This is a genomic window from Variovorax sp. 22077, from assembly GCF_052044195.1.
Classification (GTDB): domain Bacteria; phylum Pseudomonadota; class Gammaproteobacteria; order Burkholderiales; family Burkholderiaceae_C; genus Variovorax; species Variovorax atrisoli.
The window spans coordinates 81,912-103,448 of record NZ_JBQEQC010000003.1; the positions used below are offsets into that span (position 1 = coordinate 81,912).

25 protein-coding genes are annotated in these 21,537 nt (G+C 68.0%); 12 read left to right on the forward strand and 13 right to left on the reverse strand.

Annotated elements, in window-relative coordinates:
- Positions 1-10: 10 nt before the first annotated feature.
- Positions 11-1,564 carry a vWA domain-containing protein gene (locus tag ACTJLF_RS04930; protein WP_354425703.1) on the reverse strand — a complete coding sequence of 518 codons (1,554 nt, stop codon included), beginning with the start codon at positions 1,562-1,564 and terminating at the stop codon, positions 11-13.
- Positions 1,565-1,776: 212 nt separating this feature from the next.
- Here ACTJLF_RS04930 and rtcR point away from each other — a divergent pair, with 212 nt between their 5' ends.
- From rtcR to ACTJLF_RS04960, 6 genes are all read left to right on the forward strand, one after another.
- The gene (gene rtcR, locus ACTJLF_RS04935; protein ID WP_440882615.1) at positions 1,777-3,387 is read left to right on the forward strand and encodes an RNA repair transcriptional activator RtcR; all 1,611 of its coding nucleotides are present in this window, start codon (positions 1,777-1,779) and stop codon (positions 3,385-3,387) included.
- Between the two features lie 37 nt (positions 3,388-3,424).
- On the forward strand, positions 3,425-3,949 hold the full coding sequence (locus tag ACTJLF_RS04940) for a 2'-5' RNA ligase family protein (RefSeq protein WP_440882616.1): 525 nt from the start codon (positions 3,425-3,427) through the stop codon (positions 3,947-3,949).
- A gap of 9 nt (positions 3,950-3,958) precedes the next feature.
- Complete coding sequence (locus tag ACTJLF_RS04945; protein WP_019656161.1) at positions 3,959-4,537, forward strand: exonuclease; 579 nt, start codon at positions 3,959-3,961, stop codon at positions 4,535-4,537.
- A 47-nt stretch (positions 4,538-4,584) separates the two neighbouring features.
- On the forward strand, positions 4,585-5,394 hold the full coding sequence (locus tag ACTJLF_RS04950) for an alpha/beta hydrolase (protein ID WP_260310857.1): 810 nt from the start codon (positions 4,585-4,587) through the stop codon (positions 5,392-5,394).
- 10 nt (positions 5,395-5,404) lie between these two features.
- Positions 5,405-6,364, forward strand: a complete 960-nt coding sequence (locus ACTJLF_RS04955) for an ornithine cyclodeaminase family protein (protein WP_440882617.1) — start codon at positions 5,405-5,407, stop codon at positions 6,362-6,364.
- Positions 6,365-6,510: 146 nt separating this feature from the next.
- A complete protein-coding gene (locus tag ACTJLF_RS04960; RefSeq protein ID WP_019656164.1) occupies positions 6,511-6,741 on the forward strand; it encodes a hypothetical protein in 231 nt (76 codons plus the stop codon).
- Positions 6,742-6,793: 52 nt separating this feature from the next.
- Here ACTJLF_RS04960 and ACTJLF_RS04965 read toward each other — a convergent pair whose 3' ends face one another.
- Positions 6,794-7,156 (reverse strand): hypothetical protein, encoded by a 363-nt coding sequence (locus tag ACTJLF_RS04965; protein ID WP_186475912.1) that lies wholly within the window; start codon positions 7,154-7,156, stop codon positions 6,794-6,796.
- Between the two features lie 99 nt (positions 7,157-7,255).
- Complete coding sequence (locus ACTJLF_RS04970; protein ID WP_019656166.1) at positions 7,256-7,864, reverse strand: TetR/AcrR family transcriptional regulator; 609 nt, start codon at positions 7,862-7,864, stop codon at positions 7,256-7,258.
- Positions 7,865-7,973: 109 nt separating this feature from the next.
- Between ACTJLF_RS04970 and ACTJLF_RS04975 the strand changes: the two genes are divergently transcribed.
- Positions 7,974-8,486 (forward strand): DinB family protein, encoded by a 513-nt coding sequence (locus ACTJLF_RS04975; RefSeq protein ID WP_440882618.1) that lies wholly within the window; start codon positions 7,974-7,976, stop codon positions 8,484-8,486.
- A gap of 24 nt (positions 8,487-8,510) precedes the next feature.
- Here the strand turns inward: ACTJLF_RS04975 and ACTJLF_RS04980 are convergent, their stop codons facing one another.
- Positions 8,511-8,933 (reverse strand): hypothetical protein, encoded by a 423-nt coding sequence (locus ACTJLF_RS04980; RefSeq protein WP_126184604.1) that lies wholly within the window; start codon positions 8,931-8,933, stop codon positions 8,511-8,513.
- Between the two features lie 218 nt (positions 8,934-9,151).
- On the opposite strand from ACTJLF_RS04980, the gene ACTJLF_RS04985 reads away from it, so the two are divergent.
- From ACTJLF_RS04985 to ACTJLF_RS04995, 3 genes are all read left to right on the forward strand, one after another.
- Complete coding sequence (locus ACTJLF_RS04985) at positions 9,152-9,301, forward strand: hypothetical protein (RefSeq protein ID WP_440882619.1); 150 nt, start codon at positions 9,152-9,154, stop codon at positions 9,299-9,301.
- A gap of 152 nt (positions 9,302-9,453) precedes the next feature.
- Positions 9,454-10,032, forward strand: coding sequence for a DJ-1/PfpI family protein (locus tag ACTJLF_RS04990; RefSeq protein WP_440882620.1), 579 nt, complete (start codon positions 9,454-9,456; stop codon positions 10,030-10,032).
- Between the two features lie 70 nt (positions 10,033-10,102).
- The gene (locus ACTJLF_RS04995; RefSeq protein ID WP_126184607.1) at positions 10,103-10,513 is read left to right on the forward strand and encodes a ribbon-helix-helix domain-containing protein; all 411 of its coding nucleotides are present in this window, start codon (positions 10,103-10,105) and stop codon (positions 10,511-10,513) included.
- 19 nt (positions 10,514-10,532) lie between these two features.
- Here the strand turns inward: ACTJLF_RS04995 and ACTJLF_RS05000 are convergent, their stop codons facing one another.
- The 4 genes from ACTJLF_RS05000 to ACTJLF_RS05015 form a co-directional block, all read right to left on the reverse strand.
- Positions 10,533-11,537, reverse strand: coding sequence for a Bug family tripartite tricarboxylate transporter substrate binding protein (locus ACTJLF_RS05000; RefSeq protein ID WP_440882621.1), 1,005 nt, complete (start codon positions 11,535-11,537; stop codon positions 10,533-10,535).
- A 125-nt stretch (positions 11,538-11,662) separates the two neighbouring features.
- On the reverse strand, positions 11,663-12,868 hold the full coding sequence (pcaF, locus tag ACTJLF_RS05005) for a 3-oxoadipyl-CoA thiolase (RefSeq protein ID WP_440882622.1): 1,206 nt from the start codon (positions 12,866-12,868) through the stop codon (positions 11,663-11,665).
- Between the two features lie 130 nt (positions 12,869-12,998).
- Positions 12,999-13,652 carry a 3-oxoacid CoA-transferase subunit B gene (locus tag ACTJLF_RS05010; protein ID WP_019656174.1) on the reverse strand — a complete coding sequence of 218 codons (654 nt, stop codon included), beginning with the start codon at positions 13,650-13,652 and terminating at the stop codon, positions 12,999-13,001.
- Entirely contained in the window at positions 13,649-14,350 is a 702-nt protein-coding gene (locus tag ACTJLF_RS05015) for a 3-oxoacid CoA-transferase subunit A (RefSeq protein ID WP_019656175.1), read from the reverse strand. Before ACTJLF_RS05015 ends, ACTJLF_RS05010 begins: the two co-directional genes overlap by 4 nt.
- A 138-nt stretch (positions 14,351-14,488) precedes the next feature.
- Here ACTJLF_RS05015 and ACTJLF_RS05020 point away from each other — a divergent pair, with 138 nt between their 5' ends.
- Together ACTJLF_RS05020 and ACTJLF_RS05025 are read left to right on the forward strand one after the other, a co-directional pair.
- Complete coding sequence (locus tag ACTJLF_RS05020; protein WP_019656176.1) at positions 14,489-15,274, forward strand: IclR family transcriptional regulator domain-containing protein; 786 nt, start codon at positions 14,489-14,491, stop codon at positions 15,272-15,274.
- Positions 15,275-15,404: 130 nt separating this feature from the next.
- Positions 15,405-16,883: an esterase-like activity of phytase family protein gene (locus ACTJLF_RS05025; RefSeq protein ID WP_145761509.1), complete on the forward strand. Its 1,479-nt coding sequence runs from the start codon at positions 15,405-15,407 to the stop codon at positions 16,881-16,883.
- A 40-nt stretch (positions 16,884-16,923) separates the two neighbouring features.
- Here the strand turns inward: ACTJLF_RS05025 and ACTJLF_RS05030 are convergent, their stop codons facing one another.
- The 5 genes from ACTJLF_RS05030 to ACTJLF_RS05050 form a co-directional block, all read right to left on the reverse strand.
- Positions 16,924-17,937 (reverse strand): Bug family tripartite tricarboxylate transporter substrate binding protein, encoded by a 1,014-nt coding sequence (locus ACTJLF_RS05030; RefSeq protein ID WP_019656178.1) that lies wholly within the window; start codon positions 17,935-17,937, stop codon positions 16,924-16,926.
- Positions 17,938-18,040: 103 nt separating this feature from the next.
- Positions 18,041-19,081, reverse strand: coding sequence for a branched-chain amino acid ABC transporter permease (locus tag ACTJLF_RS05035; RefSeq protein ID WP_132753596.1), 1,041 nt, complete (start codon positions 19,079-19,081; stop codon positions 18,041-18,043).
- The gene (locus ACTJLF_RS05040) at positions 19,078-19,941 is read right to left on the reverse strand and encodes a branched-chain amino acid ABC transporter permease (RefSeq protein ID WP_145761510.1); all 864 of its coding nucleotides are present in this window, start codon (positions 19,939-19,941) and stop codon (positions 19,078-19,080) included. The genes ACTJLF_RS05035 and ACTJLF_RS05040 overlap by 4 nt, the downstream gene beginning before the upstream one ends.
- On the reverse strand, positions 19,934-20,662 hold the full coding sequence (locus tag ACTJLF_RS05045) for an ABC transporter ATP-binding protein (protein ID WP_126184611.1): 729 nt from the start codon (positions 20,660-20,662) through the stop codon (positions 19,934-19,936). The genes ACTJLF_RS05040 and ACTJLF_RS05045 overlap by 8 nt, the downstream gene beginning before the upstream one ends.
- A 145-nt stretch (positions 20,663-20,807) precedes the next feature.
- The gene (locus tag ACTJLF_RS05050) at positions 20,808-21,527 is read right to left on the reverse strand and encodes an ABC transporter ATP-binding protein (protein ID WP_019656182.1); all 720 of its coding nucleotides are present in this window, start codon (positions 21,525-21,527) and stop codon (positions 20,808-20,810) included.
- Positions 21,528-21,537: the final 10 nt, after the last annotated feature.

Below are 21,537 nucleotides of genomic sequence, written 5' to 3' on the forward strand. Positions count from 1 at the left end.
CTCCTGTCCTTCAGATCGAGGTTTCCTCGATCACACCCACCCAGTGGTCGGCGCCCAGGCCACCCGCGGCATACACCGCCAGCAGCTTGAACACTTCGTCGCTGAAGCCGCCGATGTTCAGCACATCGTCGCGCTCCTGCGCCTGGGTCGTCGCATAAGGCTGGATGTCGATGCACACCATCCGCGCCTTCGGGTTGCGCTTCTTGAACGCCGCCCATTCCTGCATGGTGGCGGTACCGCGGCCGCGTGCGGGGTCTGCCCACGACTCGTTGTCCGATACCAGCACCACCAGGTCGGCTTGCGCCTTCTCGCGGTTCAGCAATGCCAGCGGCGCGCTGCACGAGGTACCGCCGCCGCCTACCGCCGCCAGCTTGGCCGCGTTGGTCATCACCGAATCGCGAGGATTCAGTTGCAGCGAAACCACCTTCGTCTCGAAGGGCAGCACGCGCGCATCGGCATTGCGGCGCAGCATGGCGGCAGCCACCAGCGCAGCCACGTCGATGCATCGCACAGTCGAGGTCGCCGAACCGCGGTGCCCCGTCACCGACGAGCTCATCGAGCCCGACACGTCCGGACACACCACCACGCGGCCCTCGAACTCCGGCACGTTGGCCAGCGCGAGTTCCATCGCGTCCTGCAGCGCTTCCTTCACCACGTGCGGCACATCGGCACCGGCAGCCTTCCAGGCCGCCATCAGCTGGTACGGCAATACACGAGCCTTGGCCACCGCCTGCGGATCGCGCAGCTTGGCAGCCACTGCTTCGGCAAGGCCGGGCAGTGCGAACACGCCGTGGCGGGCGAAGGTGTTCAGGTTCTGACGCACCATCTGCCACGAACCGCGCTGCGCAATCTGCGCCCACGCATGCTTGTCCAGCTCCAGTGCGGTCAGCATCTGGAACGGCACATCCGGAACCTCTTGCGCACGGTCACGCTTGAAGCGCTCGAAGGCCTGCGTCACCGGAGGCAGCGCCTCCAGCGCATACGGACGATCGATCAGCCATGCGAACCATGCGGCGCGCCAGGCTTCGACGGGCTTGGGGTGAACCATCTTCACCACATCGGCCAGCGACGGCGTGTTGCCCACGGCAGCGTTCAGCAGCTGAGCCTCGGTCGCCTCGAGCAGCCATTGCTGCACCAGCTTCTTCGGACGCGTACCCAGGGACTTGCGGCCCACCGCGCCGGATCGCAGCATCTGCACGAAGTTGCGCAGCATCTTGCCGTTGTCGACCACGCGGCCGAACACCTTGGCGAGCAGCGACACGTCGCGCACCGCCAGCGTGGCGGCCAGCAGCGCCGGCATATCCTTCATGTGGCCTGCGCGGCGGGCATACACGGCGGTCTTCGCCACGAACACTGGATCGATCTCGCGGGCGAGGGCCAGCACGGCGTCCAGTTGGTCCTGGGCCTGTGCGTGGAACGTGTTGTTCAGGCAGCCGGTGGCAGCGAGCTGCGCCAGACGATGCTTGGGGGACAGCGCATAGGCGGCGCCGCCGGCTTCGTTGCGGGCATCGGCAGCGGGTTGCAGGGCACCGCGCAGCGTCTGAAAGAGTTGAAGGTTGGCCATGCGACTTCTCCTTGTTCGGTTCTTTTTTGTCGGTTGTTTTCTTGAGTTGCGATCCTTATTGCAACGGGTGTGCCAGCGTTCAGCCTTCTGGTGATTGATCTTTCCAAGCTATTGATTTGATTGAGTTTTTTCCAATACGACGCGATCAATCGCCTCTTACCCAGCTTTCTCAATTGATCATTTCATATAATTTTGGATAGCCATTTATCCAAATGAAGAAGAAACCCATCGTCGTCATCGGCTTCCTCGGCACCCAGCTCGACGCCGGCCAGGGCGCGGGCCGCTGGAACAAGTGGCGGCCCACCGTCTCGCTCGCGCAGCACGAGGACATGGTCGTCTCGCGCATGGAGCTGCTCTACACGCTACGGCACAAGGCGCTGGCCGAGGTGGTGAAGGCCGACATCGCCACCGTGTCGCCCGAGACCACGGTCAACCTCGTGCCGCTCGACCTCGCCGACCCGTGGGACTTCGGCGAGGTCTACACGCGCCTTTACGACTGGGCGCGCGGCTACAGCTTCGATACCGAGCGCGAGCAGTACTGGACGCACATCACCACCGGCACGCACGTGGCGCAGATCTGCATGTTCCTGCTGTCCGAATCGCGCGTGGTGCCCGGCGTGCTCGCGCAGACATCGCCGCCGAAGAAGCAGCGCGAGGGCGAGGCCGGCAAGTGCACGCTGATCGACCTCGACCTCTCGCGCTACGACGTGATCGCGCGTCGCTTCGACGCGGAGCAGCGCGACGCGGTCGCCTTCCTCAAGAGCGGCATCGCCACGCGCAACGCGCGCTTCAACGCGCTGATCGACGAGATCGAGCGCGTCGCCGTGCGCTCGCGCGCGCCCATCCTGCTGGTGGGGCCGACGGGCGCGGGCAAGTCGTTCCTGGCACGGCGCATGTTCGAGCTGAAGCAGTCGCGCCACCAGATGACGGGCCCGTTCGTCGAAGTGAACTGCGCGACGCTGCGCGGCGACGGCGCGGCCTCCACGCTCTTCGGCCACAAGAAGGGCTCATTCACCGGAGCCGCCGCCGACCGCGCGGGCCTGCTGCGCACCGCGCACCAGGGCGCACTCTTCCTCGACGAGATCGGCGAGCTCGGCCTCGACGAGCAGGCGATGCTGCTGAAGGCCATCGAGGAGAAACGCTTCTTCCCCGTGGGCGCCGACAAGGAGGTGGAAAGCGACTTCCAGCTGATCGCCGGCACCAACCGCGACCTGCGCAGCGACGTCGCCGAGGGCCGCTTCCGCGAAGACCTCTTCGCGCGCATCAACCTCTGGACCTACGACCTGCCCGGCCTCGCGAAGCGGCCGGAGGACATCGAACCCAACGTCGACCATCTGCTGGCCCTCCATGCCGCCGAGAACAACCGCGTCGTGCGCTTCAACGCCGAGGCGCGCGCCGCGTACCTGCGCTTCGCGCAAAGCGGCGAGGCGATCTGGAGCGGCAACTTCCGCGACCTCTCGGCCAGCGTGACGCGGCTGTCCACGCTGGCCGACGGCGGGCGCATCCCGGTCGCGCTGGTGGAAGCCGAGATCGCGCGGCTGCGTTGGCTGTGGAAGCACGCGGGCACCGCGCCGCCCACAACCGAAGGCGTGGATCTCGATGCCCTGCTCGGCGAGGAACGCAGCGCAGCGCTCGACCTGTTCGACCGCCTGCAGCTCGAGGCGGTGGTGCGCGTCTGCCGTCAGTCGCGCAGCCTGTCGGACGCGGGTCGCCAGCTCTTCCAGGCTTCGCGCGCGCAACGCAGCGTGGTGAACGACGCCGACCGGCTTCGCAAGTACCTCGCCAAGCACGGCCTGGAATGGGGCCGGATCGCCAACGCCTGAGCTATCCTCCGCCGCCATGGCCATCTCCGCATTCGCCGTGAAGGTTCCCGCCGCCGAGCCCATGGTGGGCGACCTGCGCCGGCTCTACGACGCCACCTCGGCCCTTGGCGTGCCCGCACACATCACGGTGCTCGTTCCATTCATGGACCCGGCGCGCATCACGCCGGAAGTCCTGGAGCGTGCCCGACAGGCCCTGAGCCGAACACCATCGTTCTCCTTCGCACTGAACAAGGTCGGGCGTTTTCCGGAAACCGCGTATCTCGCACCTGAGCCGGCGGCACCATTCATCGAGATGACGCTGGCGCTCGTGGAAGCGTTTCCCGAATTTCCGCCGTACGGTGGCGAGCACGACAGCGTCGTTCCGCATCTGTCTGTGGCGCACGGCAAGGCGCTCGATGCAGATGCGGCGGCGGACGAACTCCGAGCGCGCCTGGCCGCATCGGGAGCTGTGCATGCGGCCTGCATCGAGATCGCGCTGATCGAGAACTCGACAGGCAAGTGGCGCGACATGCACGTCTTTCAACTGCGGCGTGCAGCCTCGTTCTTGCGCTCCATCCAATAAGAACAACACATGCCAGAAATCTACATAAGCACCGACGTCGAATCCGACGGCCCCATCCCGGGCCCGAACTCGATGCTCAGCTTCGGCTCGGCCGCCTACACGGCCGACAAGCAACTCGTCTCCACCTTCAGCGCCAACCTGCACACGCTGCCCGGCGCTCAGGCCGACCCCAAGACCGCCGCATGGTGGAAGACCCAGCCCGAGGCCTGGGCCGCGTGCCGCGCCGATCTGCAGGACCCGGCCCACGCCATGAAGAACTACGTGAGCTGGCTCAAGGGCCTGAATGCGCGGCCGGTGTTCGTCGCGTACCCGGCGGGCTTCGACTTTCTCTTCGTCTACTGGTACCTGATGCGCTTCGCGGGCGAGAGCCCGTTCAGCCACTCGGCACTCGACGTGAAGTCGTTCGCGATGGCGATGCTGAAGCTCGACTACCGCGACAGCACCAAGCGCGCCATGCCGCGCCGCTGGTTCGACGCCGGGCTGCCGCACACGCACGTGGCGCTCGACGATGCCATCGAGCAGGGGGCGCTGTTCTGCAACATGCTTGCGGAAAGCCGCGCGGCTGTCGCCGGCGGGAAGCCCGCATGAAGGGCGGCGCGATGCGTCGCTGGTTCGGAAGGCTGGCGATTTGCGCCTTGCCGCTCTTGCTGGGTGGCTGCGTGCAGTCGTTGTTCTATTACCCCGACAGCGTTCGCTACGAGACGCCCGAGGCGCTGGGCATGCGCTACGAGAACGTGCAGTTCACCAGCGCCGACGGCACGCGCCTGAGCGGCTGGTTCCTGCCCGCGGAGAACCGCCAGGACCCGAGGGAAGCCAAGGGCACGGTGGTGCATTTCCACGGCAACGCGCAGAACATGAGCACGCACTGGCGCTTCGTGGCCTGGCTGCCCAAGCGGGACTACAACGTGTTCGTGTTCGATTACCGCGGCTACGGCCAGTCGGAAGGCAAGCCCGAGCCCAAGGGCGTGTTCGAGGACTCCAACGCGGCGCTGAACTACGTGCGCTCGCGCAAGGACGTCGACCCCGAGCGGCTTTTCGTCTTCGGCCAGAGCCTGGGAGGCACCAACGCGATCGCGGTGGTGGGCTCGGGCAACCGCGCGGGCGTGAAGGCCGCAGCCATCGAGTCGACCTTCTATTCCTATTCGGCGATCGCCAACGAGAAACTCAGCGGCGCAGGCCTGCTGGTGAACGACGACTACGCGGCATCGAAGTACGTGGCGGCCATATCGCCGATTCCGCTGCTGCTGATCCACGGCACGGCGGACCAGGTGATCCCGATCTCGCACTCCAGGCGACTGCTGGCCGACGCGCGCGAGCCCAAGCGGCTGATCGAGGTGCCGAGCGCCGCGCATCTCGAGCCGATGACGGCCCTGCGCTACGGCTCGGCCTACCGCAAGGCGCTGACCGAGTTCTTCGAGTCGGCACTCCATCCGCTGCAGCAATGAGACGACGGCCATGAGGCATTTCGACGAGGCCGCCACCCGCGCGCCACTGTCCTTCGACCGGCTGGTTCCTGCGCTGCGCGCGGCCTTCGCCGCCGGGGCGCAGGTGCCGCCGCGCCACGTGCACACGATCGAGACCGAGGCGGGCAACGGCGACGGCGGCACGCGCAAGGGCACCGTGCTCATCATGCCGGCGTGGAGCGACGCCGGCTTCCTGGGTATCAAGACGATCAACATCTTCCCGGCCAACAGCGAGCACGGCCTGCCCGGCCTGCACGCGACCTATGTGCTCTACGATGCGCGCACCGGCGTGCCGCTGGCGATGATGGACGGCAACGAGATCACCGCCCGGCGCACGGCCGCCGCCTCGGCGCTGGGTGCGTCGTTCCTGGCGCGGTCCGGCGCTCGCCGGCTGCTGGTGCTGGGCACCGGCCGCATCGCGCGCATGCTGCCGGCCGCGCATGCGAGCGTGCGGCCCATCGACGAACTGTGGGTATGGAACCACCGGCCCGAAGGCGCGCAAGCGCTGGCCGCGCAGTGGCGCGCCGAAGGCTGGAACGCGCGCGCGGCACCAGACCTCGAAGCCGCGGTGCGGCAGGCCGACATCGTGAGCTGCGCGACGCTGGCCACCTCGCCCCTCGTGCGCGGCGAGTGGCTGGCTCCGGGCTCGCACCTCGACCTGATCGGCAGCTTCACCCCCGCGATGCGCGAAGCCGACGCGAGGTGCTTCGACGGCGCCCTGACCTGGGTCGACACCGACGAGGCGCTCCAGAAGGCCGGCGACCTGCTGGACGCGATGGCCGCCGGAACGCTGCGCCAGGAGGAAGTGCGCGGCACGCTGGCCGCGCTGTGCCGCGGGGAGCGCCCGGGCCGCTCGAACGACGCCGAACGAACCGTATTCAAGGCCGTCGGCAGTGCACTCGAAGATCTCACCGCCGCCACACTCGTGTGGCAGGCGGGCAACGCCGGCTAAGCCTTACGGCTTAGCCCAGGTTGTCTTCTCCTACATCTGGATACGTCATGTAGCTAATAGCGAACATGGCGCATCGCAGTTAATGTGCTCCCATCATCGAACCCGGGGGCTTGAGGCGCTCCCACCATCGAACCGGGGAGCACGCCATGCTGAGCACTGAACACAAAGCCAACATCCTGCGCAAGGCCGGGTACGCCGTGCCCGCGATCCCCGGGAGCGCCAGCAGCCCGTACCAGACGGTCCAGTGCTGGGCCAAGGCGATCGAGACGCTCTACGTGACGTACGCCGCGAGCCGCGCCGCCAAGAGCCTGCGCGACGCGGAGGAAGCCCGGATGCTGGCCCTGCTGCAGATGCGCTCGGCCAGGGCCCTGGCCTGAAGCTCAGGCCTGTTCCAACCCGGTCAGCGCCGGCACGGCGCGCCGCTCGGCTTCAGGGTTTCTTCTGCTTCTCGGGGGCGTCGTTGCTGCCGCCGCGCGACAGCTGGCCTGCCTTCATCGCCTCCCGATTGGCCGCCCGGCGCTTGGCCGTCGCGGCGCGGCGTTCTTCCCTCGACATCCGGGGCGCGGTCGTCGCCCGGACCTCACCCTCCTGCATCTGTGGTCCGCGCGCCGCGGCGGCGCCTTCGGTGCGGCGTTCCTTGCGAGCCTCGGCGCGCTCCGCCTTGGTGGTGGGCGCGGTGGGCCGGGCCTTGCCCTGGGAGGGATCCGCTTCGCCCGAGGACTGGGCGGACGCCACCTGCACGACCATCATCTGAGCCAGGGCCAGGCAAGCCGGCACGAGCATTTTTTTCATTGCGATGACCTTTCAGCACCCGCAAAGGCACGGGGCGGGGGCATTGTGGTCAGGGTGCGGGGGCAGTGTCCACGCGGGCAACCCGAATGCCGATGGAGTTCAGTCCGTGCGCCGGCGGTCGCTCAGGTAGGCCAGGACCAGCCTGACGAGCTCGGACCGCATCGCGGGAGCATCCAGGTCGCCGCGACGCGCCGCCGAGTGGACGGCCCCCTCGACCGCCGACGAGAGCATGCGGGCGGCGATGTCGGCGTCGGCGCTTTCTCTTTCTGCCGGCTCTCGGCTTTCCGCGACCAGGGCGCGGTAACGCCGCTGGTATTCCGCCTCGAACTCGGGATAGCTCGAACGCGCGGCCAGCGGCACTTCGTCGACGAGCACGCGATGCAGGGCCTGATCGACCGAATGGGCCGCGATGACGCCATCGACGAAGCGCTCCACGCGGCGCGGGAACGTGGCCGCGGGATCGCCCTCTTCGTCGCAACGGCCCAGCGCCGCGAGCACCTCGTCGAGGTGGCGCTGGCGTATCGCCTCGGCGATGGCCAGCTTGTCCGGGAAGTACTGGTAGAGCGAGCCGACGCTGACGCCCGCCACCGCCGCGATCTCGTTGGTGGTGAAGCGCGCCCATCCGCGGCGCGCCAGAACGCGAGTTGCGGCCTCGACGATCGCGTCCACCGTGACGCGCGAACGCTGCTGCCGGGGCGCTTTGCGCATGGTCCTGCGCTGTGGGGGAATGCGAGTACCCAAGTTCGAGGCTCCACTCAAGAATGGGAGCGCACGCAAAGGCGTGCGTTCAACGTTCAACTGCCGAGGGGAGATTGTGATGAGTACGCAGACGCTTCTGGCTTCGCTGTTCAGCTACAAGGCCTGGGCTGACGAAGGCCTGCTGGCGGGCCTGGTCGATCTTGCGGCCAGCGGGCCTGCCGACGAATACCGCACGGCCGCACGGGTGTTCAACCACGCCTGCATCGTCGACCGGATCTTCGTCGCCAACGTGCAGCGGCTGCCGCATGGCCACGCCGCGACGGGCGCACCCGAGCCGCCGCCACTGGAGACGCTGGCCGAGGCGGTGCGGGAAACCGACCGCTGGTACATCGACTACGTCGCACGCCTGGGCCCGCGCGAGCTCGAGGAGCGCATCGACTTCAGCTTCACCGACGGCGCAGCGGGCCGGATGTCGCGCGAGGAGATGCTGGCCCACGTGGCGACGCACGCGGGCTATCACCGGGGCGAGGTCGGCCGGATCCTGACCCGGCTGACCGGTTCGTCGCCGCCGGACACCTTCACCGGATTCCTGCACCAGGCCGAACCCGCGCGCCGCGCACATAACGCGTAGCGGCGGAGTCTTCCGGCGAAGCGCTTACTTGCCCTGTGCCGACTGCAGCACCGGGTTCTGCATGGTCGAGATGACCTTGCTGTTGACGCGCGAGCCGCTGGTCACGTTCTGGTCGGGCGCGGCGGCGGTGGCCATGGCTTCGCGGTAGACCTGCTCCGGGTCGCGGCTGGAGGTGAACGGGTCCGGGCCGCGCGAACCGCGCGTCACGTTCTGGTTGGGCGCGTGGGCGGTGTCGACGGCCTGCTTGTACACGGCCTCGGGGTCGGCCGTGGAGGTGAACGGATCGGCACCGCGTGAGCCGCGGGTGACGTTCTGGTCCTTGGCGTGGGCGGCGGCGATGGCTTCGGCCTCGACGGCTTCGCGGGTGCGCTGCTGGGCCTGGGCAGGCAAGGAAGCGACGGCGAGCAGGGCGAGCGCGGCAGCGAGGGTGATCTGGGAGGTCTTCATGGCTGGTCTTTTCTGTGGGTTGTCTGTCGGTCCGTGAGAGGCTTGCCCGGGGATGCGGGAAAACCCTGAGCGAGGCTATTCAGCGCAAAAGGCAGATCGGTGACGCCCCCGCTGCGGCCCACGGCTCTTGCGCATGCCCTGCAACTTCTACGAACTTCTGTTAGCCACTGCAGCCGCGCACTCTCCCCTCCCACACGCGGCGACGGGACAACCCCTTCGTGCTCGTCATCGGCCAGGGCAACGCGCAGATGGGCGTGTGCGTGATGGGCAAGGTGCGCGGGCGCGCCACCAACGGCCCGGAAGACGACCTGGGCTTCTTCTACGCCGGCATCGCGCCCGCGGTGAGGCGCGGCGTGGCGTGGCGGTGACGCTCATCTGAAGACGCCGGGCCGGCATACCGGTCACAGCCGGCTGCTACCCGCCGCACCCTGCTCCTTCGAATAATCCGGAAACGGCCCGCGCCAGGTCCAACACGCCGGGCCGGGCCGCATTCCAACCTCATCCGAAGGAGACAAACCACATGGCGCGCAAGATCCTGATGCTGTGCGGCGACTACGCCGAAGACTACGAAACCATGGTGCCCTTCCAGGCCCTGCTGGCCGTGGGCCACACGGTCCATGCGGTGGCGCCGGACAAGAAGGCCGGCGACTGGATCCACACCGCCGTCCACGACTTCGAGGGTGCGCAGACCTACAGCGAGAAGCCAGGGCACCGCTTCACGCTCAACGCCAACTTCGCCGACGTCCGTCCCGAGGCCTATGACGCGCTCGTCATCCCGGGCGGCCGCGCACCCGAGTACCTGCGCATGAACAGCCGCGTGGTCGAGATCGCGCGGCACTTCCTCGCCACCGACAAGCCGCTGGCGGCCGTGTGCCATGGCGCACAGCTGCTCGCAGCCACGGGGCTGCTCAAGGGCCGCAAGGTGTCGGCCTATCCGGCCTGCCAGGTGGAGGTGGAACTCGCGGGTGCCGAATACATGGGCAGCCCGGTCGACCAGGCGGTGACCGACCGCAACCTGGTCACCGCGCCCGCATGGCCGGCGCATCCGGCATGGCTCGCGCAGTTCCTCGCGGTGCTGGGTACGCACATCGCGCATTGAGCTTCGAACAGGCGGACGGCGCTACAGTGCGGCGTCGCCCACCTTCCTTCGAGCAAAGGAGACAACCACCATGTGCGAGGTCTTCATCAGCGCCGATCCGCAGAGCTACGACGCGCGCACGCGCTCGGTGCGGCTGCACGGCGTGGTCACCAGCATCCGGCTGGAGAACCTGTTCTGGCAGGTGCTGGAAGAAATCGCGCGGCGCGACGGCATGGTCGTGGTGCAGCTCATCGAGCGGCTGTACGACGAGTTGGTGGCCGCGCGCGGCGAGGTCGGCAACTTCGCCTCGTTCCTTCGGGTGAGCGCCCTGCGCTACGAGGCGCTGCTGGCGCAGGGGCGCATTCCGGCGGACAACTCGGTGGCGATCCGCTCGCTCGACGCGAAGGCGGTGCTACACGAGCTGCCCGAGGGCTGGGGCAGGCCGCTGCCTGAACAACGGCCGGCCGCCAAGGTACACACGCTTCGCGCGGCGGCGCGATGACGCGCCTGCGCCCGCCGCGTCAGTCCAGCGACACGTTCGCCTTGCGGATCACGTCGGTGAAGCGCCTGGTCTCGCTCGCCACGAACTCGTCGAACTGCGGGCGCGTGGTCGGGAAGGGCTCGTAGCCGAAGCTCTTGAACTTCTCCAGCACGTCGGGCTCGGCCAGGCCCTTCTCGATGTCGCGCTTGATCTTCTCGGTGACCGATGCGCTCAGGCCCTTGGGCACGGCGATGGCGTTCCAGCCGATGACCTCGAAGCCCTTCGGGCCGCCCGATTCGCCGACCGTCGGCACGTCGGGGAAGGCTGCCACGCGCTGCGGCGCGGCGGCCGCCAGGAAGCGCAGCTTGTTCGCGCGCTGCAGCGGGCCGGCGGTGGCGCTGCTGCCCAGCGCGAAGGCCAGTTCGCCCGTGGCCACCGAGGTGTAGAGCTGCGTGGTTTCCTTGTAGACGATGTGCTCCATCTGCGTGCCGGTGGCCGATTCGAAGAGCTCCGAGCCCAGGTGCACCGGGTTGCCCACTGACCACGAGCCGTAGTCCAGCTTGCCGGGGTTGGCCTTGGCGTCGGCGATCAGGTCGCCGATGGTCTTGTACTTGCTGTTGGTCGCGACGGTGAAGAAGAAGTAGGTCTTGAACAGCGGCAGCAGCGCGTCGAAGTCCTTGCTCGTGTCGTAGGGCAGCTTCTTGAAGAGCGCCGGGTATGCCGCGAGGTGCACGTTGTCGAGCACGATGATGTCGTGGCCGTCCTTCGCGCCGCGCTTGAAGGCATCGATGGCGATGAAGCCGTTGCCGCCGGGGCGGTTCTCGACCACCACGGGCTGGCCCCAGGCGCGAGAGAGCTTGTCGGCCACCAGGCGGGCCACGCCATCGGGGCCGCCGCCCACGGGGAACGGCGTGATGATGCGCACGGGCTTGGTGGGAAAGGCCTGCTGCGCGGACGCGGCCGCGGGCAACAGGGCTGCGGCGGCCAGCGCGAGCGCGGCAATGCCGGCGCCGCGGCGCGCAGTCTTCTTCGACGTGTGGTTCATCCTCTGATCCTTCTCTTTCATCCTCTTTGGTTAAAAAAATGCCATCGGGCCGCTGTTGCCGCGGCTGCCGATGGCTTGTCTTCTTGCTTCTCTGGTTGTTTTTTCGTTTCGCCGCGGTCCGGTCGTCAGACGCGTTCGAGGATCACCGCGATGCCCTGCCCCACGCCGATGCACATCGTGCAGAGCGCATAGCGGCCGCCACCCTTGTGCAGCTGGTTCACGGCGGTGGTGGCAAGGCGCGCGCCGCTGGCACCGAGCGGGTGGCCCAGCGCGATGGCGCCGCCGTTGATGTTGACGCGCGCGTCGTCGTCCTTCAGGCCCAGCAGGCGCAGCACGGCGAGGCCCTGCGCGGCGAAGGCTTCGTTGAGTTCGATCACGTCGATCTGGTCGAGCTTCAGGCCGGTGAGCGCCAGCACCTTCTGCGTGGCGGGCGCGGGGCCGATGCCCATCACGCGCGGCGCGACGCCGACGGTGGCCATGCCGACCACGCGGGCACGCGGCGTGAGGCCGTGCTTGGCGGCGCTGGCTTCGTCGGCCAGCAGCAGCGCGCAGGCGCCGTCGTTCACGCCGCTGGCATTGCCCGCGGTGACGGTGCCGTCGGGGCGCACCACGCCCTTGAGCTTGGCCAGCGATTCGAGGCTGGTCTCGCGCGGATGCTCGTCCTTGTTGACGACGATGGGGTCGCCCTTCTTCTGCGGCACGGTCACGGGCACGATCTCGGCGTCGAAGAAGCCCGACTTCTGCGAAGCCACGGCGCGCAGCTGCGAGTTCAGCGCCATCAGGTCCTGCGCCTCGCGCTCGATCTTGTAGTCGGTGGCCACGTTCTCGGCCGTCTCGGGCATCGAGTCGACACCGTACTGCGCCTTCATGAGCTTGTTGACGAAGCGCCAGCCGATGGTGGTGTCGTACACCGCGTTGTTGCGGCTGAAGGCGCTCTCGGCCTTGGGCATGACGAAGGGCGCGCGGCTCATGCTCTCCACGCCGCCGGCGATCATGAGGCCGGCTTCACCGGCACGGATGGCGCGCGCCGCGGTGCCCACGGCATCGAGGCCCGAGCCGCACAGGCGGTTGATGGTGGCGCCGCCGAGTTCGATCGGCAGGCCCGCCAGCAGCGCCGACATGCGCGCGACGTTGCGGTTGTCCTCGCCGGCCTGGTTGGCGCAGCCGTAGAGCACGTCGCTCACGGCCTGCCAGTCGACGTTCTTGTTGCGCTCCATCAGCGCCTTCAGCGGCACGGCGCCGAGGTCGTCGGTGCGAACGCTGCTGAGTGAGCCGCCGTAGCGGCCGAAGGGGGTGCGAACGGCGTCGCAGATGAAGGCTTGGTTGGTCATGGTGTGTCTCGCTTGGAAGTGAATCGAATTCGGATACCGGACGCAGAGAACGCGAAGGTCTCGCGAAAGGCGCAAAAGAAAACCCGGACCATTTTCCGAAGTTCCTTCGCGCCCCGCCCGGAAGTTCGCCTCAGGCGGCGATGGGCAGACCCACGAGCTTCTCGAGCTCCTCGCGGCTCAGGCCGTCGACGAGGTCGACGAGCTTCAGGCCCTGCGGCGTGCATTCGAGCGTGGCGAGGTCGGAGTACACGCGCTTGACGCAGCCGATGCCGGTCAGCGGATAGGTGCATTCCTTCACCAGCTTGCTCACGCCCTGCTTGGTGAGCAGGTCCATCATGACCCAGGTCTGCTTGGCGCCGATGGCGAGGTCCATCGCGCCGCCGACTGCGGGAATCGCGTCCTTCTCGCCGGTGTGCCAGTTGGCGAGGTCGCCGGTGGCCGACACCTGGAAGGCGCCGAGCACGCAGATGTCGAGGTGGCCGCCGCGCATCATCGCGAAGCTGTCGGCGTGGTGGAAGAAGGAGCCGCCCGGCAGCAGCGTGACGGGCTGCTTGCCTGCGTTGATGAGGTCGTAGTCCTCCTCGCCGGCCTCGGGTGCGGGGCCCATGCCGAGGATGCCGTTCTCGCTCTGCAGGATGACTTCGCGGCCCTTGGGCAGGTGGTTGGCCACCAGCGTGGGCTGGCCGATGCCGAGGTTGACGACGGCGCCGTCGAAGATGTCCTGCGCCACGCGTGCGGCGAGCTGGTCCTTGGTGCGGCGTGTGTAGTTCGTGCTCATGGTCATGCTGCCTTCTTGAAGCCGCCGGCCTGGGTGGCCACGCGTTCGATGCGCACCACCTGGTGCACGAAGATGCCCGGGGTGACGATGGTCTCGGGGTCGAGGGTGCCGAGCTCGGCGATGTCGTGCACGGTGGCGATGGTCTTCTTCGCGGCCATGGCCATCACCGGGCCGAAGTTGCGAGCCGCCTTGCGGTAGACCAGGTTGCCCCAGCGGTCGCCGCGCTCCGCCTTGATGAGCGCCACGTCGCCGTGGATGGGGTACTCGAGCACGTACTGCTTGCCGTCGATCTCGCGGGTCTCGCGGTTGCCGGCCAGCTGCGTGCCGTAGCCCGTGGGGCAGAAGAAGGCGCCGATGCCGGCGCCCGCGGCGCGGATGCGCTCGGCCAGGTTGCCCTGGGGCACGAGTTCGAGCTCGATCTTGCCGCTGCGGTAGAGCCCGTCGAACACCTGGCTGTCGGCCTGGCGCGGGAAGCTGCAGATGATCTTGCGCACGCGGCCGGCCTTCAGCAGCGCCGCGAGGCCGGTCTCGCCGTTGCCCGCGTTGTTGTTGACGACCGTGAGGTCCTTGGCGCCCTGCTCGACGAGGCCGTCGATGAGCTCGTTGGGAATGCCGGCGGTGCCGAAACCGCCGATGAGAACCGTGGCGCCGTCGGGGATGCCAGCGAGGGCATCGGCGACCGAGCGCGCGATCTTGTTGATCATGAAGCCTGTCTCCGGAAGTGAGGGAAGGGAACGAAGAAACGAATCCGCCTGAACGCGCCGACCGATTCTGCAAACCGCCGATTTGTTCGTCTAAAGAACATTTGTTCGTATAATGAATTCTAGAGAGGAAGACGAACCATGGCAACCCACGCGTCACAACCCGAGACACCGGCCCCCGGCGACAGTTACGTGCAGTCCTTCGCGCGCGGCCTGCAGGTGATCCGCTCGTTCAGCGCCAATGCGCCGCACCAGACGCTCAGCGAGGTGGCCGCCGGCAGCGGGCTGACGCGCGCGGGCGCACGGCGCATCCTGCTCACGCTGCAGACGCTGGGCTACGTGGTGACCGACGGCAAGCTCTTCACGCTCACGCCGCGCATCCTCGACCTGGGCTTCGCGTATCTCTCATCGATGCCGATCTGGAACCGCGCCGAGCCGGTGATGGAGGCGCTGGTGCAGCAGGTGCAGGAGTCGTGCTCCGCCGCCGTGCTCGATGCCACCGACATCGTCTACGTGCTGCGGGTGCCGACCAAGAAGATCATGCACATCAACCTGGGCGTGGGCTCGCGCCTGCCGGCCTACTGCACCTCGCTGGGCCGGCTGCTGCTGGCGGACCTCGACGACGACGAGGTGCGCGCGCGGCTCGAAGCCTCGAACATCGAGGCGCTGACCCGGCACACGATCACCGACATCGACGCGCTCATGGCCAAGGTCGCGCAGGCGCGCAAGCAGCAGTGGTGCCTGGTGAACCAGGAACTCGAGGAGGGCCTGATCTCGGTGGCCGCGCCAGTCGTCGACAGGCAGGGCCGCATGGTGGCCGCGCTCAACATCAGCGGCCAGGCGAACCGCACCAGCGCGAAGGCGATGCAGGAGACCATGCTGCCCGCGCTGCGCGAAGCGGCGGACCGGGTCTCTCGGATGCTCTGATCGCGGCCGATCCGCACTGAACGAAAGCGAAAGGCAAACAGCGAAGGACGAAAGGCGAAAGGACATTCACGGACAGGTCACATCGGCTTCCTAGATTGCTCCCCTCACAACAACACCGGAGGATCCAATCGTGTCCAGTCGCCTCGTCTCGCTCAGCCTGCCGCGCCATATCGCAATCGCGGCCGTTGCATCCGCAGTCCTCGCCGCATGCGGGGGCGGCGGCAACGGAAACGGCATCGTCCTTCCGCCCGTGGCGGGCACGCCCGCTCCAGCACCGGCGCCTGCGCCCGCGCCGGCACCCGCTCCCGCTGCCCAGCCGCCGCAGGATGCTTCCGCGGGCCTGCCGCACAAGCTCACCGGCTGGGCCTCGCTGCCAGACTCGTTCCGCCAGCCCGGGCCGACCACCGGCCAGTTCATCACCGCCGCGCTCGGCGTGACGCCGCCCTTCGTCGACGGCCAGCCGCTGCCCGGCTTTTCGGCGCTGCTGAAGAACGACGACGGCACCTGGACCGCCATGCCCGACAACGGCTACGGCAGCAAGGGCAACTCCGGCGACTTCGTGGTCGGCTTCTACAACCTGAGCATCGATTTCCGCACCGCGTCCAACGGCACGACGGTGCCCGGCACCGTGAAGGTCAACAGCCATGTCGCATTCAACGATGCGAAGGGCTTCCTGAAGGACGGCAAGGGCGTCGATTTGAAGATCACCGCCGACTTCGCCAACTACCAGACGGTCTCGGGCAACAACCTCGTCGACAGCGGCAAGCCGGTCGATCCGCGCATCGTCAGCGGCCGGCTGCTGACGGGCTTCGATCTCGACGTCGAGTCGATCGCCCGCGCGAAGGACGGCACGTACTTCGTGGGCGAGGAGTTCGGCCCCTACATCCTGCACTTCGACAAGGACGGCACGCTGATGAGCGACCCGGTGCCGCATCCCTTCCTGCGCAGCCCGTCCAACCCGCTGGTGATGAACGAGGGCGCCACCGCGACTTCGCTCTCCAGCCGCGGCTTCGAGAGCCTCGCCTTCAACGCCGACAAGACCCGCCTCTACGCGGTGCCCGAAGCGGCGCCTTCGCTGGCATCGCTGCGCCCGGTGGCCGACGACGAGCGCTACCTGAACTTCTTCGAGTTCGATCCCGCCTCGATGCTCTACACCGGCAAGAACCCGGTCTACAGGAAGGACGGCCCCGCCAAGGACAACCAGATCGTCATCGGCGACATGACCAACATCGGCGGCAACAGGTTCGTGCTGATCGAGCGCGACAGCCTCTATGGCTCCAAGGCCGTGGTCAAGCGCCTCTACATGGTCGACCTCGACGTGAAGGACGCCGACGGCGTGCTCAAGAAGACGCTGCTGGTCGACCTGCTGAACATCTCCGACCCGGACGACATCGGCGGCCCGCTGGCCAACGTCGCGAACGGCAAGTTCAGCATGCCCTTCGACTCGATCGAAAGCGTCGAGGTGGCGGACGACTACACGCTCGCCGTCGCGATCGACACCAACTACCCGACGGAAGACGGCCGCGTGCCCGGCAAGCCGGACGACACGGAGATCATCACGATCCGCTTCGAGCAGCCGCTGTTCAAGCGCACCGCATCGAAGACCTGAGCGCGGGCGAGCGAAGCAGCGAACGACACCCCGGAAGGCATCAGCCTTCCGAGTGGATGCCCTTCATGATGATCACGCCGCCCAGGCGCGTGGTGTCGGCGCGCATGCGCTTGGCCAGCGTGTCGGGCGAGCCGGGCTGGGCCTGCCAGCCGGTCTTCAGCAGCGCCTGGCTCACGTCGGGCGAGCTGATGACTTCGACCAGCGCGGCATTGAGCCTGGCGACGGCCGCGGGCTTCATGTTCGCGGGCGCGGCCAGCGCGGTCCAGATCTCGAGGTCGGCGCCGCGCACGTCCGCGTCGCGGATGGTGGGCAGCTCGCCCGCCAGCGGGCTGCGCTCGGGCGAGGTTACGCCGATGGCCTTGATCTTTCCCGACTTGATGTGCGGCATCGCGAGGCCCGGCGGCAGCAGCGCCAGCTGGATCTCGTTGGCCAGCAGGCCCGCGATGACCTGCGGATTGCCGGTGTAGGGCTTGTGCTGCGCGGTGATGGCCGCGCGGCTCTTGATGAGCTCCATGCCCAGGTGGCCCACGGTGCCCACGCCCGGCGTGCCGTACTTGGCGCCGCTGCCGAGGTTTCGCACCCACAGCAGCTGCTCGGCCGCGGTCTTGCCGGTTGCGCTGCCCGAGACGGCCAGCACCAGCGGCGCGGTGCCGATCAGGCCGACCGGCGCGAAGTCCTTCTCGGGATCGAAGGGCAGCGAGGGATTGAGCAGCTTCGCGATCGTCAGGTTGCCGTTGATCAGCGCGCCGATGGTGTGGTCGTCGGTGGCCTTCGCCACCTGGTCGGCCACGGTGTTGCCGCTGGCGCCGGGCTTGTTCTCGACGACCACCGGCTGGCGCAGGATCTTCGACAGCGGCTCGGCGATGGCGCGCGCCGCGAGGTCGGGCGATGCGCCTGCAGGAAACCCCACGAGGATGTGCACGGGCTTGGTCGGCCAGGCCGCGTCGGCGGTGCCGCTGTTGCGTTGCTGTTGAGCCCACGAAGTCTTCGCAAGCAGCGAAGCGGCAATGGCTGCCGCGCCGCCTTCGAGCAGGCGGCGTTTGGTGATCGTCAAGATGACTCCAGGAGGATGAAGGGGACTGGAAGGAATGATTACATGGCGTTTACAACACGTTACATGACGACGATGTTTTTAGCAAGTCCGAAGTGGCTTCCAGTCAGGGGCGATCACGTAGAAGCGCACTCCCTTGCGGCAAGGTGCGAAGCAGCTTGCGCTGCGTGGGGAACAGCGACCAGCCCCAGCGCTGCTGTGCGAACCCCCACAACCCCTGCTTGAAGAACAGCGTGACGAGGATCGCGAGCAGCCCCAAACCCAGCAGGTACCAGGTGCCGTAGTCGCTCAGGAACTTGTTCAGCGCCCAGAAGATGAGCGCGCCCACCAGCGGCCCCTCGATGCGCCCGATGCCGCCGATGACCACCATGAAGATGGCGAAGGCCGTCCAGTTGACGCTGAAGGCCGCGTCGGGGCTGATGCGCAGGTTGCCCACGAAGTAAAGCGCCCCCGCGAGCCCCGCGCCGAAGGCCGCGACCACGTATACCGCGAGCTTCATGCGCGCCACCGGAATGCCTTGCGACTCGGCGGCCACCTCGTTGTCGCGTATCGCCAGCAGCGCCAGGCCGCGCTTGCTGCGCAGGAACAGATACACCAGCACGATCGCCGCGACCACGCAGGCCAGCGCCATCCAGTAGGTGGTGCTCTCGCGCGTCGCCTTGTCGATGCCGCGCAGCGCGGTCAGCGTGGTGCCCGAGCCGCCGCCCACGGCCGACACGTTGGCGAAGCTCAGCCTGAACACCTCCGCGATGACCCATGTGCCGATGGCGAAGTAGCCGCCCGACAGCCGGAACGCGACGAAGGACACGGGCACCGCCACCAGCCCCGCGGCCAACGCGCCCAGCGGTATCGCCACGAAGGGGTTCACGCCCGCGAAGTTGCCGAGCATCAGCATCACGTAGCCGCCGAAGCCGAAGAAGGCCTGCTGTCCGATGCTCACCATGCCGCCGTAGCCGGCGAGCAGGTTCCACATCATCGCGAAGATGAAGTAGCAGGCGATCTCGACGAACTCGCGCATCCAGCTCGATTCGCCCCACAACGGCAGGCTGGCCGCGACGAGAACGATGGCGATGCCGGCGAACAGCGCCGCGCGGCTCGCGGCCGTTGCGCGTTCGACCGCGACGATGGAAGGAGGCATGTTGGTCATCCGCGCGTCCTGGGAAAAAGCCCCTGCGGCCGCAGCACCAGCACGGCGAGGAACACGATGTGCCCGAACCAGATGCCCCAGCCCGGGTCCAGCCTGAAGCCGATCTGCTGCGTGACGCCGAGGATCATCGCGCCCGCCAGCGTACCCCAGAAGGAGCCCATGCCGCCGATGATCACGGCCTCGAAGGCGAAGAGCAGCAGCAGCGGCCCGTCCGAAGGCGACACCGTCGTGCGCATGCCCTGCAGTGCGCCCGCGACGGCGATCAGCACGAAGGCGATGGCGGTCGCGAGCGCGTAGACCTTCTTCGCGTTCAGCCCCATCAGCTCGGCGATCTCGCGGTCGTCCGACACGGCGCGGAACGACCGCCCCAGCGCCGTGCGTGCGAAGAGCCACTGCAGAGCGCCCGTCGCAGCGAGCGCGACGGCCAGCACGACCAGCGGCAGCACGCCCAGCGACATCGCGTCACCCAGCGCGATGCCCTGCGTGCTGAGCCCGCCGGTCTCGATGGCGCGCGGATCGGCCGAGAACAGCTCGAGCAGCAGGTTCTGGATGACGATCGACAGGCCGAAGGTGACGACCAGCGAGGGCAGCGGGTCCTTGCCGAGCGTGCCGTTGAGCACGAAGCGCTGCAGCACGTAGCCGAAGCCGAAGGCCACCGGCAGCACCGCCAGCACCACCAGCCACGGCGACTCGCCGCCCGTCAGCGACATGCCCGCAATGACCGCGAATGCACCGAGAACGATGAAGTCGCCCTGCGCCGTGTTGGTCAGCCGCATCACGCCGAACATCAGCGACTGGCCCAGCGCGAAGAGCGTGTAGAGGCCGCCCAGCAGCAGGCCCTGGACGAGCGTCTCAAGCATGGGCCGCCTCCGAGTCCTCGGAGAGGCCGAAGTAGGCCTGCGAGATCTGCTCGCGCGTGAGCTCGGCCGAACGCCCCTCGAGCGACACGCGGCCTTCCTGGAAGCAGTAGACGCGCTGCGAGACCTGCCGCGCCATGGTCACGTCCTGCTCGACGATGACCACCGTCATGCCCTCCGAGGTGATCGCCGGCATGGCGGCGTAGATCTCGCGGATGACGATGGGCGCGAGCCCCAGCGAGAGCTCGTCGCACAGCAGCACCTCGGGGTTGCTCATGAGCGCACGGCCGAGCGCGACCATCTGCTGCTGCCCGCCCGAAAGCGAGGTGCCCGGCTGGTTGCGCTTCTCGGCGAGGATGGGAAAGAGCGCATACAGCCGCTGCAGGTTCCACGGCCCCTTGCGCGATGGCGTGGCGCCCATCAGCAGGTTCTCCTCGACGCTGAGGCTCGGGAAGAGCCGGCGGCCCTCGGGCACCATGGCGAGCCCGCGGCGCACGATGTCGCCAGGCGGCAGGCCGCCGATGGGCTCGCCCTTGAAGCGGATCGCGTCGAGCGGCGCGCGCACTAGGCCCGTGAGGCTCTTGAGGAAGGTCGACTTGCCCGCGCCGTTGGCGCCGATGATGGCCACCAGCTCGCCGCGCTCCAGCGAGAAGTCGATGCCGAAGAGAGCCTGCGCGTCGCCGTAGAAGGCCTTGAGGTCGCGGGTGGAGAGCAGGGTGTTCATGGTGTTTGCTCCCGCGGGTCCTGCCCCCTTCCCTTCTGGGGGAGGGTTGGGGTGGGGGCAGGCGGCGTCGGAATGGCGGCGCCGTCGTGCCCCCATCCCGGCCTTCCCCCAGAGGGGGAAGGAGCAATGCGAAGTCGATGCGTGCTCATGCTTCCATCCCCATGTACACCCGCCGCACCTCCGGATCGCTCATCACCGCGCGTGGCGCACCTTCCGCGAGCTTCTGCCCGAAGTTGATGACGAACAGCCGGTCCGCCAGCGACAGCAGCGCGTGCACCACGTGCTCGATCCAGATCATCGTCATGCCGCGCGCCTTGATGCGCTTGAGCTCGCCGACCAGCACCGCGGCCTCTGGTTCCGTGAGGCCGCCCGCGATCTCGTCGAGCAGCAGCAGCTTCGGCCGTGTCGCCAGCGCGCGCGCCAGCTCCAGCCGCTTGCGGTCGAGCAGCGTGAGGCCGCCCGCAGGCTTGTTGGCATGCGCCATCAGGCCCGTCTGTTCCAGCACCTCCTGCGCGGTGTGCCAGGCCTCCCGCTCGTTCTGCTGCCCGCCGAAGCAGGCAGCGGTCACGAGGTTCTCGAACACGCTCATGTTGCCGAAGGGCTGCGGCACCTGGTAGCTGCGGCCGATGCCGGCGTGGCAGCGCTGGTGGGGCTTCAGCCGCGTCACGTCGCGGCCGGCGTATTCCACGCGCCCGGCATCGACGCGCACGTCGCCCGAGATCAGGTTGAACAGCGTGGTCTTGCCCGCGCCGTTGGGCCCGAGGATGCCCAGCGTCTCGCCCTCGGCCACCGCCAGCGTGATGCCGTCGGTGACCTTGAGCGCGCCGTAGGACTTGCTCACGGCATGCAGTGCAAGCAGCGTCATGGCGTTCCCG

What these genes read in the sequence shown, in the direction of transcription:
- ACTJLF_RS04930 (WP_354425703.1), bottom strand. Translation starts at nt 1,564, where the DNA reads ATGGCCAACCTTCAACTCTTTCAGACGCTGCGCGGTGCCCTGCAACCC.
- rtcR (WP_440882615.1), top strand. Translation starts at nt 1,777, where the DNA reads ATGAAGAAGAAACCCATCGTCGTCATCGGCTTCCTCGGCACCCAGCTC.
- ACTJLF_RS04945 (WP_019656161.1), top strand. Translation starts at nt 3,959, where the DNA reads ATGCCAGAAATCTACATAAGCACCGACGTCGAATCCGACGGCCCCATC.
- ACTJLF_RS04955 (WP_440882617.1), top strand. Translation starts at nt 5,405, where the DNA reads ATGAGGCATTTCGACGAGGCCGCCACCCGCGCGCCACTGTCCTTCGAC.
- ACTJLF_RS04960 (WP_019656164.1), top strand. Translation starts at nt 6,511, where the DNA reads ATGCTGAGCACTGAACACAAAGCCAACATCCTGCGCAAGGCCGGGTAC.
- ACTJLF_RS04965 (WP_186475912.1), bottom strand. Translation starts at nt 7,156, where the DNA reads ATGAAAAAAATGCTCGTGCCGGCTTGCCTGGCCCTGGCTCAGATGATG.
- ACTJLF_RS04970 (WP_019656166.1), bottom strand. Translation starts at nt 7,864, where the DNA reads ATGCGCAAAGCGCCCCGGCAGCAGCGTTCGCGCGTCACGGTGGACGCG.
- ACTJLF_RS04975 (WP_440882618.1), top strand. Translation starts at nt 7,974, where the DNA reads ATGAGTACGCAGACGCTTCTGGCTTCGCTGTTCAGCTACAAGGCCTGG.
- ACTJLF_RS04980 (WP_126184604.1), bottom strand. Translation starts at nt 8,933, where the DNA reads ATGAAGACCTCCCAGATCACCCTCGCTGCCGCGCTCGCCCTGCTCGCC.
- ACTJLF_RS04990 (WP_440882620.1), top strand. Translation starts at nt 9,454, where the DNA reads ATGGCGCGCAAGATCCTGATGCTGTGCGGCGACTACGCCGAAGACTAC.
- ACTJLF_RS04995 (WP_126184607.1), top strand. Translation starts at nt 10,103, where the DNA reads ATGTGCGAGGTCTTCATCAGCGCCGATCCGCAGAGCTACGACGCGCGC.
- ACTJLF_RS05000 (WP_440882621.1), bottom strand. Translation starts at nt 11,537, where the DNA reads ATGAACCACACGTCGAAGAAGACTGCGCGCCGCGGCGCCGGCATTGCC.
- pcaF (WP_440882622.1), bottom strand. Translation starts at nt 12,868, where the DNA reads ATGACCAACCAAGCCTTCATCTGCGACGCCGTTCGCACCCCCTTCGGC.
- ACTJLF_RS05010 (WP_019656174.1), bottom strand. Translation starts at nt 13,652, where the DNA reads ATGACCATGAGCACGAACTACACACGCCGCACCAAGGACCAGCTCGCC.
- ACTJLF_RS05015 (WP_019656175.1), bottom strand. Translation starts at nt 14,350, where the DNA reads ATGATCAACAAGATCGCGCGCTCGGTCGCCGATGCCCTCGCTGGCATC.
- ACTJLF_RS05020 (WP_019656176.1), top strand. Translation starts at nt 14,489, where the DNA reads ATGGCAACCCACGCGTCACAACCCGAGACACCGGCCCCCGGCGACAGT.
- ACTJLF_RS05035 (WP_132753596.1), bottom strand. Translation starts at nt 19,081, where the DNA reads ATGACCAACATGCCTCCTTCCATCGTCGCGGTCGAACGCGCAACGGCC.
- ACTJLF_RS05040 (WP_145761510.1), bottom strand. Translation starts at nt 19,941, where the DNA reads ATGCTTGAGACGCTCGTCCAGGGCCTGCTGCTGGGCGGCCTCTACACG.
- ACTJLF_RS05045 (WP_126184611.1), bottom strand. Translation starts at nt 20,662, where the DNA reads ATGAACACCCTGCTCTCCACCCGCGACCTCAAGGCCTTCTACGGCGAC.
- ACTJLF_RS05050 (WP_019656182.1), bottom strand. Translation starts at nt 21,527, where the DNA reads ATGACGCTGCTTGCACTGCATGCCGTGAGCAAGTCCTACGGCGCGCTC.